Source organism: Kitasatospora sp. GP30 (assembly GCF_029892145.1).
Classification (GTDB): Bacteria; Actinomycetota; Actinomycetes; order Streptomycetales; family Streptomycetaceae; genus Kitasatospora; species Kitasatospora acidiphila.
Genome location: NZ_JARZAH010000025.1, coordinates 40271 through 55775 on the forward strand (window position 1 = coordinate 40271; position 15505 = coordinate 55775).

17 protein-coding genes and 1 pseudogene are annotated in these 15505 nt (G+C 71.3%); all 18 read left to right on the top strand.

Going from position 1 to position 15505, the window contains the following annotated elements; all coding sequences use genetic code 11:
- Positions 1 to 11: 11 nt before the first annotated feature.
- On the top strand, positions 12 to 497 hold the full coding sequence (locus P3T35_RS27580; RefSeq protein ID WP_180356296.1) for an NUDIX hydrolase: 486 nt from the start codon (positions 12 to 14) through the stop codon (positions 495 to 497).
- Positions 494 to 1183, top strand: a complete 690-nt coding sequence (locus tag P3T35_RS27585; RefSeq protein WP_101378740.1) for an isochorismatase family protein — start codon at positions 494 to 496, stop codon at positions 1181 to 1183. Before P3T35_RS27580 ends, P3T35_RS27585 begins: the two co-directional genes overlap by 4 nt.
- 116 nt (positions 1184 to 1299) lie before the next feature.
- Positions 1300 to 3642 carry a methyltransferase, FxLD system gene (fxlM, locus tag P3T35_RS27590; protein WP_101378741.1) on the top strand — a complete coding sequence of 781 codons (2343 nt, stop codon included), beginning with the start codon at positions 1300 to 1302 and terminating at the stop codon, positions 3640 to 3642.
- Positions 3639 to 4589, top strand: coding sequence for a glycosyltransferase family 2 protein (locus tag P3T35_RS27595; protein ID WP_101378742.1), 951 nt, complete (start codon positions 3639 to 3641; stop codon positions 4587 to 4589). Before fxlM ends, P3T35_RS27595 begins: the two co-directional genes overlap by 4 nt.
- 65 nt (positions 4590 to 4654) lie before the next feature.
- Positions 4655 to 4921, top strand: a pseudogene (locus tag P3T35_RS27600) (PIG-L family deacetylase); the annotation flags it as partial.
- A gap of 4 nt (positions 4922 to 4925) precedes the next feature.
- Entirely contained in the window at positions 4926 to 5051 is a 126-nt protein-coding gene (locus P3T35_RS27605) for a methyltransferase domain-containing protein (RefSeq protein ID WP_280708206.1), read from the top strand.
- Between the two features lie 790 nt (positions 5052 to 5841).
- Entirely contained in the window at positions 5842 to 6489 is a 648-nt protein-coding gene (locus P3T35_RS27610) for a response regulator transcription factor (protein WP_180356297.1), read from the top strand.
- Positions 6490 to 6755: 266 nt separating this feature from the next.
- The gene (locus P3T35_RS27615; protein WP_143676712.1) at positions 6756 to 7151 is read left to right on the top strand and encodes a hypothetical protein; all 396 of its coding nucleotides are present in this window, start codon (positions 6756 to 6758) and stop codon (positions 7149 to 7151) included.
- Positions 7148 to 7759, top strand: a complete 612-nt coding sequence (locus P3T35_RS27620; RefSeq protein ID WP_180356298.1) for a DUF4255 domain-containing protein — start codon at positions 7148 to 7150, stop codon at positions 7757 to 7759. The genes P3T35_RS27615 and P3T35_RS27620 overlap by 4 nt, the downstream gene beginning before the upstream one ends.
- A complete protein-coding gene (locus P3T35_RS27625) occupies positions 7756 to 8811 on the top strand; it encodes a carboxypeptidase-like regulatory domain-containing protein (protein WP_143676713.1) in 1056 nt (351 codons plus the stop codon). Before P3T35_RS27620 ends, P3T35_RS27625 begins: the two co-directional genes overlap by 4 nt.
- Positions 8804 to 10327: a phage tail sheath subtilisin-like domain-containing protein gene (locus P3T35_RS27630; protein ID WP_101378747.1), complete on the top strand. Its 1524-nt coding sequence runs from the start codon at positions 8804 to 8806 to the stop codon at positions 10325 to 10327. Before P3T35_RS27625 ends, P3T35_RS27630 begins: the two co-directional genes overlap by 8 nt.
- Before the next feature lie 12 nt (positions 10328 to 10339).
- Positions 10340 to 10792, top strand: coding sequence for a phage tail protein (locus tag P3T35_RS27635; protein WP_101378748.1), 453 nt, complete (start codon positions 10340 to 10342; stop codon positions 10790 to 10792).
- Positions 10789 to 12456 carry a phage tail sheath C-terminal domain-containing protein gene (locus P3T35_RS27640; RefSeq protein WP_180356299.1) on the top strand — a complete coding sequence of 556 codons (1668 nt, stop codon included), beginning with the start codon at positions 10789 to 10791 and terminating at the stop codon, positions 12454 to 12456. Before P3T35_RS27635 ends, P3T35_RS27640 begins: the two co-directional genes overlap by 4 nt.
- Positions 12449 to 12889, top strand: a complete 441-nt coding sequence (locus tag P3T35_RS27645; RefSeq protein ID WP_101378750.1) for a phage tail protein — start codon at positions 12449 to 12451, stop codon at positions 12887 to 12889. The genes P3T35_RS27640 and P3T35_RS27645 overlap by 8 nt, the downstream gene beginning before the upstream one ends.
- Entirely contained in the window at positions 12886 to 13095 is a 210-nt protein-coding gene (locus tag P3T35_RS27650; protein ID WP_101378751.1) for a hypothetical protein, read from the top strand. The genes P3T35_RS27645 and P3T35_RS27650 overlap by 4 nt, the downstream gene beginning before the upstream one ends.
- A gap of 4 nt (positions 13096 to 13099) precedes the next feature.
- Positions 13100 to 13783 (top strand): LysM peptidoglycan-binding domain-containing protein, encoded by a 684-nt coding sequence (locus P3T35_RS27655; protein WP_180356300.1) that lies wholly within the window; start codon positions 13100 to 13102, stop codon positions 13781 to 13783.
- The gene (locus P3T35_RS27660; RefSeq protein WP_180356301.1) at positions 13780 to 14898 is read left to right on the top strand and encodes a contractile injection system protein, VgrG/Pvc8 family; all 1119 of its coding nucleotides are present in this window, start codon (positions 13780 to 13782) and stop codon (positions 14896 to 14898) included. The genes P3T35_RS27655 and P3T35_RS27660 overlap by 4 nt, the downstream gene beginning before the upstream one ends.
- Before the next feature lie 13 nt (positions 14899 to 14911).
- The gene (locus tag P3T35_RS27665) at positions 14912 to 15499 is read left to right on the top strand and encodes a phage baseplate assembly protein V (protein ID WP_101378753.1); all 588 of its coding nucleotides are present in this window, start codon (positions 14912 to 14914) and stop codon (positions 15497 to 15499) included.
- Positions 15500 to 15505 lie beyond the last annotated feature (6 nt).

Here is a 15505-nt window from a genome sequence, read left to right on the forward strand (position 1 = left end):
TGAAGCCGAATGTGACTCCCAAGTCAGCGCCAGGTGACTCCTCTTGTAACCGTCGCTTTCCAGTCCCGGTCGACCGCGAACCCGGCATACTTAAAGCCGTCGCCGGACCACTGACGCGTGAGTTCCTGCGACTCCCCGCCCAGAAATCGGCGAACCCGCTCGCTTCGCCCGGTGGCAGCCTCGACCCGGGCGAGGAACCACTGGACGCGGCCCGCCGCGAGCTCAAGGAGGAGGCCGGCATCACCGCCGCCAACTGGAGCAAGCTCGGCGAGATCGCCCTGATGACCAAGTGCACCGCACGCCTGCACATGTTCATCGCCCGGAACCTGACGGTCGGTGAGCAGGAACTGACCAGCACCGAGACCGGCATGACCGTGGAGTGGTGGCCGCTCCAGGAGGCCGTCGCCGCCGCGATGGACGGCAAGCTCCTGCTCTCCGGGGCCGCCGTGTCGGTCCTGATGGCCGCCAACACCCTCCACACTCCGGGGCGCGCATGAGCACCCCGCCACCGGGCGACGCCCCCGCCCTGCTGCACGCCTGGTCGATCCCGGAGCGCGAGTACGCCCGCCAGGAAGCGCGCCGGGGCCGCCGGCACGCCTACACCCGGCTCGACCCGGTCCGCACCGCACTGGTGGTGATCGACATGGTGCCGTTCTTCGACGGGCCGTACGCGCGCGGGGTGATCCCCCAGATCCAGGACCTGGCGAGCGCTCTGCGGGAGGCCGGGGGCCTTGTGGCCTGGGTCCTGCCGGGACCTGGTGGGCCGAGAACAGCCCGCGAGGAGTTCTACGGCCCCCGCGTCGCGGAGCTGTACCGGACCTCCGGCGGCAGTGGCCCGCTCGCCGGGCGCCTGTGGCCGCAGTTCACCGTGGACGAAGGCCGCGACCTGCTGGTGGAAAAGGCCGTCTCCAGCGCCTTCTTCCCCGGCTTCTGCCCGCTGCCCGGCCTACTGGCCGAGCGCGGCATCGACACCGTGGTGGTGTGCGGGGTCGTGACCGACGTGTGCGTGGCCGGGTCGGCACGCGACGCTTCCACCCTGGGCCTGCGGGTGGTTGTCGTGGCCGACGGCACGGCCGCCGGCAGCGACGAGGTCCACAACGCCGCCTTGCGCACCCTCTACCGGTCCTTCGCCGACGTGCGCCCCACCTCCGAAGTCCTCGACCTGATCCGGGTGGGCTGGTGACCCCGGCCCGCTACCACCGCACCGCCAGCGGGTGCCTCCGAGTCCCCCTGGCTCAGCTGCGCGCCGCCAATCGCCAGTGACCCACTCGCACCACCAACCGACCACAGGAGCAGCACGTGGCGTACGTCCTTGAGGACTGGGAGCAGCACTACGCTGACGGCCGGAAGTTTCGTCCTCTGGGTGACAGCGAGCGGGCGCTCCTCGCAGAGCACGCCCGCGCGCCGGAGGGCGGTGGGCGGGCGCTCGATGTCGGCTGCGGCACTGGGGAGTTGGCCGCCCATCTCGTGGGCCTCGGCTACGCGGTGGATGCCGTGGACTTCGCCGCCAGTGCGGTGGAGCGGGCCCGGGTCGAGCGCGGCCACGTGGAAGGGGTGCGGTGGCTGCGGCTGGACATCGAGCGCGACGACCCGGCACAGCTGAGCGAGGACGGCTACGACCTCATCGCCTTGCGCCTGATGTACCCCTTTCTAGGCGACCGCACTCGGGTCCTGCACGCCCTCGGAGAACGGCTGCGGCCCGGCGGCGGGCTCGTGGTGATCACACCCACGGTCGAGCACACCCCGGCCACCAGGCGGGCCATCGCCCTCGACGAGGACGAGATCAGCCTGCTCACCGCGGGGTGGGAGAAGGCACAGCGGTTGGCGGCGGACGACCTGGCGGTCCTCGTCCTGCGCGGCCCGTGCCACACCGACACCAAGGCCATCGAGAAGGGCCCGCCCACCGGGCACGCCCTCACCGGAGCCGTGGTGGTCGTCACCGACGATGCCGGCCGGGTCCTGCTGGGCCGCTCCCGCCAGAACATGTGGGAACTGCCCGCCGGAAAGACCAGCGGCTCGGAGAGCTTCGAGGAGACGGCGGTTCGGGAACTTGCCGAGGAGACCGGCCTGACCGCCGGCACCGCCGACGCCTCCGCGGTGACCATGCTCACCGATGACAGCCACGGCGTTCCCCGGCTGACCGCTGTCATCCGCATCAGCGCCTGGACCGGGACCCTGGCGAACCCGGAGAAGCGGCTCTTCGACCGGTGGGAGTGGCACGATCTCCACGCCCTGGCCTGCCTCGGCGATGTGTTCGCCCCGGCCGCGCAGGCCCTGAACGCGATCTGGCCCGGCGTCATCCCCGGCCTGCCGGCGATCCACGCCTACCCGACCGCTACCGACCAGCCGCCCGTGCCCGGGGAGCCCGGCGAGGCGGTCCGGCTGCGCCGGCAGATGGCCGACGCCGTCATCGCGGCCGGCTGGGCGCCGTCCGCTCCCGTCCAGAGTGCACTGTGCACGGTGCCCCGCCACCGGTTCGCGCCGGAGAAGGACCTCGCGACCGCCTACGACGACGAGCAGGTCGTCGTCACCCGCTGGGACGAGAGCGGGCGGGCGACCAGCTCGGTGTCCGCGGCGTGGCTGCAGGCCGACATGATCGAGAAGCTCCGGCTGGAGCCCGGCGCGGGCGTGCTGGAGGTCGGATCCGGCGGCTACAACGCGGAGTTGATCGCGCACGTCGTCGGCGAGGGCGGGCGGGTGGTCACCGTCGACATCGACCCGTACGTCGTGCACCGCACCCGGCGGTTCCCCGCGGAGGCCGGCAGCGGTCGCGTCCTGGCCCTGCAGGGCGACGGAGCGCTCGGCGCACCCGCGCGGCACGTGCCCCGCGGCGGGTTCGACGGATGCGTGATCACCCACAACGTCTGGGACATCGCCCCCGCCTGGCGGCAGCAACTCACCGAAGGGGCAACGCTCGTAGTCCCAATGGAGGTTCACGGCTACACCCGGGCGATCGCCTTCGAGCGCCGCGGTGACGTGCTGCACGCGACGGGCTGGACGTACTGCGGGTTCGTCCGCGACCTCGGCCAGAACGGCCACACCACCCCGGTCGTCGACCTGGCCGGCGGTGAGCTGCGGCTGCGCTTCGAGGACGGCCCGGTCGGCGACACCGCAGGGCTCGAGGAGGCGCTGCGCGGCCCGCGGCACGAGGTGCGCACCGGCGTGACCGTTGCCGGTGGGGAGTCGTTCGAGACGCTGCAGCTCTACCTGGCCACCACGGTGCCCGGCTTCTGTCGCCTCGCCGGCGACCGGGACAAGGACACCGGGATCGCCGCCTTCGCCCGCAGCGACAACGCGGCCGCCCTGCTCGGCGACGGCTGCCTGGCCTACCTCACCTACGTCTGGGTGCGGGACGGCGAGACCCCGGCCGAGCGCCGGGCAGAGTTCGTCGTCCATGCCTTCGGCGAGCGCGGCCTGGCCCTGGCCGAGCAGCTGGCCGGCGCCGTCCATCTCTGGGATCAGCACGTGCGCGGCCACGGCTACCCCCAACTGACCGTCCACCCCGCCACGACCCCGGACGGCGACCTCCCGGCCGGCCACGTCCTGGACAAGCGGCTCAACCGGTTGGTGTACCGATGGCCCGGATCCGACGCTCCCCTGTCCCCGACAACCGCCGAGCCCGTCGCGCGGACCACCGGATGACCGGCGACCAGCGCCCCACGCCGCCGCTCACCGGCACGAACCCCGCAGGCAAGGAGAACCAGGTGCCGCACCCGATCGTCGACGTCGTCCTGCTGACCATGAACGACCGCCCGGAGGAGGAGCATGCCTCGCAGGCCACGCTCCTCGCCCAGCGCGGCGTCGACGTGCGGATCTGCGTCGTCGGCAACGGCTGCACACCGGACGTCGTCCCACCGGGCGCGCGCACCGTCGTCCTGGCCGCGAACCTCGGCATCCCCGGCGGCCGCAACGAGGGAGCCCGCGCCCTCGCCGAGCTCGGCCCGCCGGCCGACTACCTGTTCTTCCTGGACAACGACGCCTCCTTCCCCCATCCGGACATCCTCGCCCGGCTCGTCGCCGAGGCGGAGAAGCACCCCGAAGCCGCCTACGTGCAACCGCGCCTGACCGGCCCGGACGACACCACCACCCCGCGGCGCTGGGTGCCCCGGCTGCGCGTCGGCGACCCCGGGCGCCCCGGCACGATCACGTCCATGACCGAGGGCGTGGTCCTCGTCCGCCGCGCCGTCTTCGAGCAGGTCGGCGGCTGGAACGAGCGCCTGTTCCTCTATCACGAGGGGTTCGACCTCAGCTGGCGGATGTGGGACCGGGGGTACACCGGCTGGTACGCGGCCGGGATCCGGATGCACCACCCTCTCAGTAGCCCGTCCCGGCACGCCCTGTTCCATCGGCTCTCCGCCCGCAACCGCGTGTGGGTGGCCTACCGCAACCTCCCCGCGCCGCTGATCCCCCCGTACCTGCTGGTGTGGACCGCCGCCACCACGGTGCGGGCCGTCCGCGGCGGCGGCGCCCGCGAGTCCTGGCAGGGCTTTCGCGAAGGCTGGGCCGGCCGCCACGACCAGGACCGGCGGCCGATGAGCTGGCGCACCGTGCTGCGCCTCACCGCAGCCGGACGCCCTCCCGTCCTGTGACCCGTCCGCATCAGCGCGCCCGGCCCACCAGCAACCGACACACCCAGTTGCCCAAGGAGGTAGCCATGCCACAACTTCCCAGCCTGCTCGCCGTGTTCGGACACCCGGACGACGAGTCACTCGTCGCCGGCGGCGTCCTCGCCCAGCACGCCGCGTCGGGAGCGCGCACCGCGGTGGTGACCGCCACCTGGGCCCCCGGTACCCACCGCGCGGCCGAACTGGCCGACGCCGTCAGGATCCTGGGGGCAGAGGAGCCGCGGATGCTGGGGTACGCCGACCACCGCGACCCGGAATCCTCCACCAGCCTGCGGCTGTGCGACGCACCTCTCGATCGTCCTGCAACACGTCACCGAGCCGGAGCAGGTCCTCGCCGAGATGCTGAGGGTGATCCGGCCCGGCGGGCGGATCGCGCTCGCCGATCCCGACTACGACACCCAGGTCCTCGACATCACCGACCAGTAGCCGGCCCGCCGGGTCCTGCGCTTCCGGGCCGATGTCCAGCTCCGCAACAGCACCCTCGCCCACCAGCACGCCGGCCTCCTGGCCCGCCTCGGCGTCCTCGACGCTGATGGCCGTCCTCATCAATGTCGTGCAGTAGTCCGGGTTGCATGGTGTCCCACCTGCGGAAACGCAGGTGGGACATACCCCGCGACCTTCGGTTCCACCCAAACCGTGGGCTTGACCGACCATCCGGGGTCAGCAAAAGTCAGCATTCGAGACCGGCATCCGTCCCACCACCAGGACCTGCGCCGCCTCGCCGCCACCCGCTCCATCGCCGCCGGCGCTTCGAGATCCTTGCCGTGGATCTGGAACGCGAACAGGTCGCACCGAAGTTCCACCTTGTGATTTGTGCGCAGATCTTCCGTGCAACGATGGTGTGATCTTCACAAATCCCTACGAAGCTTCCGAGGCCCACCCGGAGCCCCACCAGGTCCGGAGGGGGATGGCCGGCGCCTCCGGCTGGAAGCATGACAGGACGGCATGCGCCCCGGACGAGGAGCTCTTCCCCGACGTCCGCCGCTAACCGGTGCGCCCTGCCCGACCATCGGAGAATATTTCCGGCAGCCAGAAAAATAGGACCAGAAGATCACCCCATCCGCCACAGAAGTCTTTACTGAACCCTTTTTATGCAAATTCCCTGTCACTCATCATGATCTGCAGTAATATCCGACAGTGGTTCAGGATTGCGCAATCCTGGGGGATGCGCAGGGGGACGCATAGGGGGACGCATATGCGCGCACAGGCCATGAATATGCCCGCGGCAGCCTCGCCGCTGCGCATCTTCGTGATCGCGGGGATCCGGCTGTACCGGGAGGGGCTGGCCGAAATCCTGGGCCGGCTGCCGGACGTGGCGGAGGTCGACACCGCGGAGGACGGGCGCGATGGGGTGGCCCGGGTCGGGGTGTTCCGGCCCCACATCGTGCTGCTCGACATGTCGCTCGCGGACAGTCTGGAGACGGTGCGGGTGTTGGCGCACGGCACGCCGCCGACGAGAGTGGTGGCGCTGGCGGTGCCGGAGACCGAGGGACACGTGCTGGCCTGCGCGAAGGCGGGGGTCGTGGGGTACGTGCCGCGCGAGGGGTCGGTGCACGATCTCGTGACGACGCTGCGGCACGTCGCCAAAGGCGAGGCGGTGTGTGCGCCGCACATCGCGGCCAGCCTGTTCCGGCAGGTCGCCCTGCTGTCGGACCGGGCCGCGCCGGAGCGGCCGCCGGCCCGGCTGACGGAGCGGGAGCGGCAGATCGTCGACCTGATCGCACTCGGGCTGGCGAACCAGGAGATCGCGCGGCGGCTGGGCATCGAACTGTGCACGGTGAAGAACCATGTGCACAACATCCTGGAGAAGCTGAACGTGCGGCGGCGCAGCGAGGTGGCGGCGTTCACCCACTCCTGGGCGTGACGGCGAGGGCCAACCGGCCGCCGGACCGGATCCCCCGGACCGGCGGCCGGCGGCTTGCTCTCAGGCACCGTAGACCGCCATGCCATAGACGGGTTTCGGAGGTTCAGAGGATCCGGATCCCCGGCCCGTGACGGATCACCGGGCCCAGATCGGGAACCGGATCTCCTGAGTCGCGATCAGATCCGATTGTTCATTGTTCCGCCCCGGCCCTCCCTGGCTGACTTGAAGGCAGGACGAGCTGCTTTCAGTCGACCTGAGGAGGGCGGATGCCACAGCGGTTGCGCGTCGCGTTGTCAGCCGGCACGGGGGTGTTGAGCGGAGTGCTCTGTGAGCTGTTGTCCGCGCTGCCCGACGTGGAACTCATCGACGACCTGCCGATCGCGCCGACCGGCGAGTTCCAACGCCGGCTGCGCCTGCTGCGGCCCGACGTCGTGGTGTGGCGCCTGGACGACGACTCACTGCTGGCCGAGCATCCTGAGTTCTTCGGCGCGGAGCACCCCAACCTGGTGATCACCATCCACGGGGACGGCGACTACGGGACGCTGTGGCGGCTGCGCCCGCACCGCGCCGAGCTGGGCGCGCTCGGGCCGAGCACTCTGGCGGCGGCGATCCGGTCGGCGGCGATACCGTCCGGGGCCATCGAGTCGGAGGCCGACCGGTGAGCGGCTACCTCGCGATCAACACGGTGAGCCGCGCGGTCCGGCGCATCCTCGCCGTCGCCTACGACGCGGACCTCACCGTGGGGCCGCTGGTCGGCGGCGAAGCGGGCATCGTTTTCAGCAACCCGACCGAAACGGCGCAGGACCCGTCGCACCGGTTGTCCCTGTGGCTGTACCGGATCACGGAGAACGAGTTCCTGAAGAACCTGCCGCCGCAGACCGAGCCGGACCGCCGGATCCGGCGCGGCTCGCCACTGGCCCTGGACCTGCTCTACCTGATCACGCCGTTCACCAGCTCCGGCGAGAACGACCAGCTGCTGCTCGGCAAAACGATGCAGGTCCTGCACGACAATGCCAGCATCTACGTTCGCGACCCGCTGAACGACGTGGTGGACGAGATCCGGCTCATCCTGTGCCGCCTGCCGCTGGAGGAGGTCACCCGGATCTGGGAGGCGTTGCAGGAGCCGTACCGGCTGTCAGTGTGCTATCTCGTGCGCTCGATCCGGATCGACAGCACCCAGCTGGACGAGAGCGCCCCGATCCTGGACATCACCACCGGCCTCGCGCCGCTGGTGGATGCGCCAACGGCTGAGTCGGCGTCAGCGTCATGACCACATACGATCACCGCAGCCTGACCGCGACCCGGGTCTTCGACATCGTCGACGGCTTCGCGGCGCAGCGTGGGCTGGACGGCGCGCGCCCCCGGCCGCTCGGGCGGGTGCGGCTGTTCCTGGTCGCCGACCGCACCCCCGGGGCTGAGCGGACGTTCACGGACCCGCCGGAGCTGGTGCTGGCCACGAGCGACAGCGGCTACGCGGTCAGCTTCGGGGTGGTGCAGCAGCCGGACGGCAGTCGGCACGTCGAGCCGTTCGGGGCCGGGCCGTACCTGTTGCGGGTTCGTTCCGACCGCTATCAGGTCGCCGACTTCGACGGCGTGTCCCTGCCGGCGACGGTCGGCCAGCCGGAGCCGTACGAGATGGTGCTGGCGGCCGGCTACAGCTATCCGTTCCCGGTCGCGGCCACCGCACCGTCGATCGAGGTCGGCGGCCCGACGTCGGCGGCGCTGGCGCTGCTGCGCGGCGAGGTGCTGGCCCCGGACGGCTCGGGCGTCGCCGACGCGAACGTGTCCGCGCCCGGCGCGACGCCGTACCGCACCGACGCCGACGGCCAGTGGGTGCTGGTGTTCGCCGACGGGGTGCCGGCCGCCGGTGCCGTCGACGTCACCATCACCGCGCCCGGGGCCGGGCCGGCGGTCGTGACCGGCGTCGCCGTCACACCCGGCGGCGAGGCGGCGCTGCCGCAGACCGCGCTGCGCGGCCGGATCGTCGCCCCCGGCGTCGACCCCACGGCGGCAGTGGTCGAGATCACGGGGCAGCCCGGACGGGCCGGCGTGCGGAGCGACGGCGTGTGGGCCTACTACTTCGCGCCGACGCAGGCCGCGACGACCGTGACCGTCAAGGCGACCGTGCCGGACGGGCGTTCGCTGTCCGTCCCGGGCGTGCAGGTGGTCCCGAGGACCACCACGGCCGTCCCCGACCTGCGGCTCCCCCGCCCTGGTCCGACGCCGACACCGACACCGACACCGAATACGACACCGACGCCGAATACGACACCGACACGAGCAGAACCCGCGATCACAGCCCAGAGGAGTACCGATGCCTGAGTACCTCAGCCCCGGCACCTATGTCGAGGAGGTCCGCGGCGACGTCGTGCCCATCCAGGGGGTGAGCACGAGCACAGCGGGGTTCGTCGGGCTCACCCAGCGGGGTCCGACCCAGCCGATGCTGATCACCTCGTGGCCCGAGTACGCGCGCTGGTACGGCGGCCTGATCGAGCCGTCGGTGTCCGCGCTGCCCTGGTCGGTCCAGGGCTTCTTCGCCAACGGCGGCCAGCGGGTGTTCGTGGCCCGGGTGGTCCGGTCGGACGCGAAGACCGCGAGCCTGACGCTGACCGCCGACGGCGCGCCGACCATCACCGCGCTGGGCCCCGGGGCCTGGGGCAACGACGTGCACGTCCAGGTGGCGGTGTCGGTCCGGGACGCCAACCGGTTCCGACTGACCGTCACGTACCAGACGCAGACCGAGGACTTCGACCAGCTCAGCGCCGACCCGAAGGACTCCCGCTACGCCGCCTCCGTGGTGAACGCCGGCTCGCAGCTGGTACAGCTGGCCTTCCCGGCCGGGGTCGCCCCGGCCGCGCCGGCAGCGGTGGCCGCCACTCCCCTGGCCGGCGGCGACGACGGCTCCGCGACGCTGACCTCGGCCGCCTTCAAGGGCGACCCGAGCCAGCCGCCGAACCAGCTCACCGGCCTGGCCGCGCTGGCCGTCATCGACGACATCGCCATCCTGGCCGTACCGGACGCGGTGAACGCGACGCTGGCGGCGGCCGACCAGAACGACCTGATGAACGCGGTCGTCGACCAGTGCGAGCAGCTGCGCGACCGGGTCGCGGTGCTCGACATCCCGCCGGGCGCGGGGAACATCGCCAACAACCCGAACACCTACGTGACCCGCCGCTCCGACTACTCGGCGATCTACTTCCCGCACCTGCGGGTCATCGACCCGGTGAGCCGGACCACGGCGCTGGTGCCGCCGAGCGGCTTCGTCGCCGGCATCTACGCCAACAACGACATCACCCGCGGCGTGCACAAGGCCCCCGCCAACTACCAGGTGGCCGGCATCCTCAACGCGGACATCAGCCCGACCGAGGGCCCGCTGGAGTACCCGGTCACCAAGGGCATGCAGGACGAGCTGAACCCGGCCGGCGTCAACTGCTTCCGCGACTTCCGGCCCGCAGGCAACGGGATCCGGCTGTGGGGCGCGCGGACCACGTCCAGCGACCCGGAGTGGACGTACGTGAACGTCCGCCGGCTGTTCATCTTCGTCGAGAAGTCCGTGGACCGCGGCCTGCAGTGGCTCGTGTTCGAGCCGAACGCCGAGCCGACCTGGGCCAAGGTGCGGCGCACCCTCGACACGTTCCTGGAGAACGTCTGGCGCAGCGGCGCGCTGATGGGCACCACGAAGGAGGAGGCGTTCTTCGTGCGCTGCGACCGCACCACGATGTCCACCGACGACATCCTCAACGGCCGGCTGGTCTGCCTGATCGGCCTGGCGGCGGTGCGGCCCGCCGAGTTCGTGATCCTGCGGTTCTCGCAGTTCACCTCCGAAGCGACCCAGTAAGGGGATTGACGAATGGCCAACACCGGTGCGCGGCTGGACCCGTACGCCGCCTTCAACTTCACCCTGGACATCGACGGGCTGACCGGGGTGCACGGCTTCTCGGAGTGCACGGGGGCGAACTCCGAGCAGGACGTCATCGAGTACCGCGAGGGCACGATGGACATCACCGTCATCAAGATCCCCGGGCTGAAGAAGTTCGGTGACATCACCCTCAAGCGCGGTTTCACCACCAGCCAGGACCTGTGGCTGTGGCGCAAGACCGCGATGGACGGCTCGGTGGTGCGCCGCGGCGGGCACCTGGTGCTCCGCGACGAGGCCGGCCGGGACGCGCTGCGCTGGAAGTTCACCAACGCCTGGCCGAAGAAGTACTCGGCGCCGGCCTTCAACGCGAAGACCAACGAGGTCGCCGTCGAGGAGCTGGTGCTGGCCGTCGAAGGCCTCGAACTGGAGAAGCCGACCTCGTGACCGGTTCAGGTGCGCTGCCGCGCACATCCTCGCTGAGCTCCTACCGCACCCCCGGGGTGCGGCTGGAGTGGCTGGACGCCGCCTCGCAGGCGCGCACTCCGCTGCGGACCGACATCGCCGGCTTCATCGGTGTCGCCCAACGCGGCCCGCTGCACCGCCCGGTGCGGGTGGACGGCTGGGACCAGTTCCGGGGCGTGTTCGGCGACCACCTGCCCACCGCGTACCTCGCGTACGCGGTCGAGGGTTTCTACGCCAACGGCGGGACGACGTGCTGGGTGGTCCGGGTCGCCGATCCGGACCAGGCCAGGGCCGCGACGGCGCAGCTGCTCGACGCCGCGGGGAAGCCGGCGCTCACCCTGGCCGCCGGCAGCCCCGGCAGCTGGGGCGAGCAAGTGCGGTACCGGGTGCAGGAGGCGGGGGCCGGGGCGTTCACGCTGTCCCTGTCCTACGGACCCGCCACCGAGGTCTGGCGCAACCTCGGCACCCCGGGCCGGGACCCGCTGACGCTGCTCAACGACCCCGCCACCGGGTCCCGGCTGGTGACGGTCTCCGACTGGTCGGGCATGCCGGCCGCGGCCGGATGGCTGACGCCGTCCGGTGGTGCCGACGGCGTGGACAGCCTGCTCCCCGAGCACTTCGAGGGCCATGACCACGCCTGGGGCCTGGCCACGCTGGACGTGATCGACGAGGTCGCCATGGTGGTCGCGCCGGACCTGTGGGCCCGGCCGGTCCCGGTGCTCCGTCAGGCGCCGCCGCCCCCGCCGCAGTGCGGCGACCTGTGCGCCGGGGCGGACACCCCGGCCCCGCCGCCGCCTCCGCCGCGGCCGGTGCCGACCGCTCGGCCGCAGTTCACGGCGCAGCAGATCGCCGATCTCCAGCAGGCGATCGTCGCGCACTGCGAGCGCCACCACAACCGGGTGGCGCTGCTCGACTCTCCGCAGGACCCGCTGACCAGCCCGGCGGACGCGCTGGCCTGGCGCGCCCGCTTCGACTCGGACTTCGGCGCGCTCTACTACCCGTGGCTGCTGGTCACCGACCCGCTGGACGGCAGTGACGCCGACGTCACCGCCGTCCCGCCGAGCGGTCACCTCGCCGGGGTCTGCGCCCGCGTCGACACCACCGTGGGCGTGCACAAGCCGCCGGCCGGCGAGGTGATCGAGCTCCCGGTGGACACCGTGTTCGCGGTCGACGACCTGGCGCACGGCGACCTCAACGACGGCAACGTCAACGCGATCCGGGTGCAGCGCGGGGTCCGCGTCCTCGGCGACCGGACCTTGACGGTCAGCCTGCCCGAGTGGCGCTTCCTGAACGTGCGGCGGCTGGTGTCCGCGTTGGAGGCACAGATCGCCGCCGATACGGCGTGGACGGTGTTCGAGCCGAACGGCACGGTGCTGTGGGCGCAGATCACCAGCCTGGTGCGGGGTTTCCTGGACCAGGTCTGGCGGCGCGGCATGCTCAACGGCGCCACCGCGGACGACGCCTACACCGTGGTCTGCGACGCCTCGGTGAACCCGCCGTCCGATGTGGCGGTCGGCAAGCTCACCTGCCTGATCACCCTGAATCCGCCGCCGCCGGCCGAGTTCGTGGTGATCCGGGTGGTCCGCACCCCGACCGGGGTGTCGGTGGTCGACACGCGCGACGAGTCAGGAGGCGGCCATGCCTGAACTGGCCCGACGGACCGACCCGTTCCCCGGGTTCCGCTTCACGGTGCTGCGCAACGGGCAGCCGATCGGCGGCTTCAGCGAGGTCGGCGGCCTGCAGTTGGAGACCGAGGTCTTCGACTACCCCGAGGGCGGGGTGAACGACGTGGTGCACAAGCTCCCGGTGCGCACCAAGCAGACCAACCTCTCGCTCAAGCGCGGCCTCGCCGACCGGATCCTGTGGGACTGGCACGACGACGTGGTGAGCGGCCGGGTGACCCGCTGGGACGTGGTGGTGCTGGTCTACGACCAGGCGGGCGACACCCCGGTGGCGCAGTGGGGCCTGCACCGGGTCTACCCGGTCAAGTGGGTCGGCCCGTCGCTGAACGCGACCCAGAACCAGGTCGCCATCGAGACGCTCGAACTGGTCCACGAGGGCCTGAAGAGGATGGGGTGAGCCGCACCGTGCCGATCCACATCGACGACCTCACCAGCAAGGTGCATGTGACCTCCGGTGAACTGCCGTTCACCGAGGAGCAGTTGACGCGGCTGGTGGAGCTGGTCGCGGCCCGGCTGGCGCGCGCCGAGCAGCAGGCCGAGGCGCATGCCGAGGCCACCCGCCTGCGCCGCTCGGTGGTCCCGCCGAGCCCGATCGAGGGGTGACCCGATGGCGCTGACGAAGCTGCGGATCGAGATCCTCGACAAGGATGCGGTGGACAGCGGCAAGGGCCTGCTGGACCACTTCGACGTCGAGTTCAACCCGACCGAGTACACCCTGACCAAGGCGGCGCAGATCGCCGAGATCGGGATCCCCGGCGTCGACTCGCCGGTGCTCCAGTTCGTCCGGGGCCAGGACGAGCGCCTCACCCTGGACCTGCTCTTCGACACCACCGACAGCGGGATGGACGAGGACGCCGTCGACGTCACGACCCTGACCAGGCAGGTGTACCAGCTGGTGAAGATCCAGCCGGCGACACACGCCCCGCCGCGGTTCCTGGTCACCTGGGGCACCTCGCTGTCCTTCAAGGCGATCGCCGAGCAGGTGCAGCAGAAGTTCACCCTGTTCAGCCCGACCGGGGTGCCGCTGCGCGCCACGGTGTCGCTGACGCTGCGCGAGTACAAGACGCTGGAGGAGCAGCTCAGGGAGCTGAAGCTGGAGTCCCCGGACCGCACCAAGGTGTACGTGGTGCGGCGCGGCGACACGCTCTCCGACATCGCCGCCGCCGAGTACGGCGATCCGGGGGCCTGGCGGGTGCTGGCCGACCGCAACCGGATCGCCGATCCGCGCCGGCCGCGCCCCGGCACCGCGCTGGAGATCCCGCCGCTGGCCCCGGGCGGAGGTGCGCGGTGAGCACCCCCCTGCCGACCACCGACCCGGGCAACGACCCGGCGGCGAAGCCGATCTACCCCGGCCAGGACTTCTACGTGCCGGCGTTCGAGGTCACCCCGCCGGGCCAGGGCAGCCGGCTGCCGGACGAGGTGCTGCACGACGTGATCAGCGTCAGCTACACCGACGACATCACGACGATCGACAGCTTCCAACTGACCGTCAACAACTGGGACGCCAGGACCCGGGCCTTCAAGTACAGCGACGGGTCCACGTTCCTGCCCGGCAAGCAGTTGGAGCTGTGGATGGGCTACCGGGGCAAGGACCCGCTGCGGCGCCTGATCACCGGGGAGATCACCTCGCTCCAGCCGAACTTCCCGTCGGACGGCGCGCCGACGCTCACCGTCAGCGCGCTGAACGTGCTGCACCGGTTCCGCAAGAAGCAGGAGACGTTCGCCTACCTGAACAAGACGGACAGCCAGATCGCCCGCCAGGTGGCCGCCCGGCTCGGGGTGCCGGTCCACACCCAGCCCGACAACGAGCGCCCGTATCCGTACCTCGTCCAGGACAACCAGTACGACATCGTGTTCCTGATGGAGCGGGCCCGGCGGATCGGCTACGACCTCTGGGTCGAGGAGGACCAGCGCACCGGCAAGAGCACCCTGCACTTCGAGCCCTCGGAGAACCTGAAGCCGGTCACCTACCAGCTGACCTGGGGCAAGTCGCTGGTGCAGTTCCAGCCCACGCTGACCACCGCCAACCAGGTCGGCCAGGTGACCGTGCGGGCCTGGAACCGCAGCGCCGGAAAGATGATCACGGTGACGGCGCAGCGGCCGCCGAGCCAGCAGGACGCCGACGTCGAGTCGTCGTTCAACCAGCGCGAGGACATCACCAGCGTGGTGGTCGCGGACGAGGCCGAGGCCAAGCGGGTCGCGGCCGACCGGCTGCGGGACATCGCGCACGAGATGGTCACGGGCACCGGTTCGACGGTCGGCCTGCCGGACCTGCGGGCCGGCCGCCGGATGAGCATCGACGGCCTGGGCGCGCGCTTCAACGGCCGCTACTTCGTGACCGGCACCACCCACACCCTGGACGACTCCGGCTACGTCACGCAGTTCACCTGCCGGCGGGACGGCTGAGGAAGGCGATCCGATGAGCAGCACATCGACCCGCAACGGCCTGCTGGTCGGGGTCGTGCACTCCCTGGACGACCCGGACCGGCTGGGCCGGGTCCAGGTGGCGTTCCCGGAGCTGGGCGGCGTCGTCAGCGACTGGGCCGGGCAGGCCACCCTGATGGCCGGCTCCAACCGCGGCTCAATGTTCCGGCCCGAGGTCGGCGACGAGGTCGTCGTCGGGTTCCTCCAGGGCGACATGCGCGCGCCGTACGTGCTCGGCGGCTCGTGGAGCAAGCAGAGCCCGCCGCCGCCGGACGACGGGAACCCGACGCAGAACAACTGGCGCTCCCTCACCTCGCGCAGCGGCCACATCATCCGCTTCGACGACACCCCGGGCGCCGAGAAGGTCGAGCTGATCGACAAGGACGGCCAGCGCTCGGTGGTGCTGGACAGCGCCAATCAGAAGGTCACCGTCACCGCCACCCACGGCAGTGTCGAGGTCAACGCGCCGGACGGAAACATCCAATTGACCGGCAAGACCGTGCAGGTGCACGCCACCGACACCCTGACGCTCATCGGCGACCAGGGCGTGACCATCACCGGCTCCAGCGTGGACATCAACTAGGGGGAT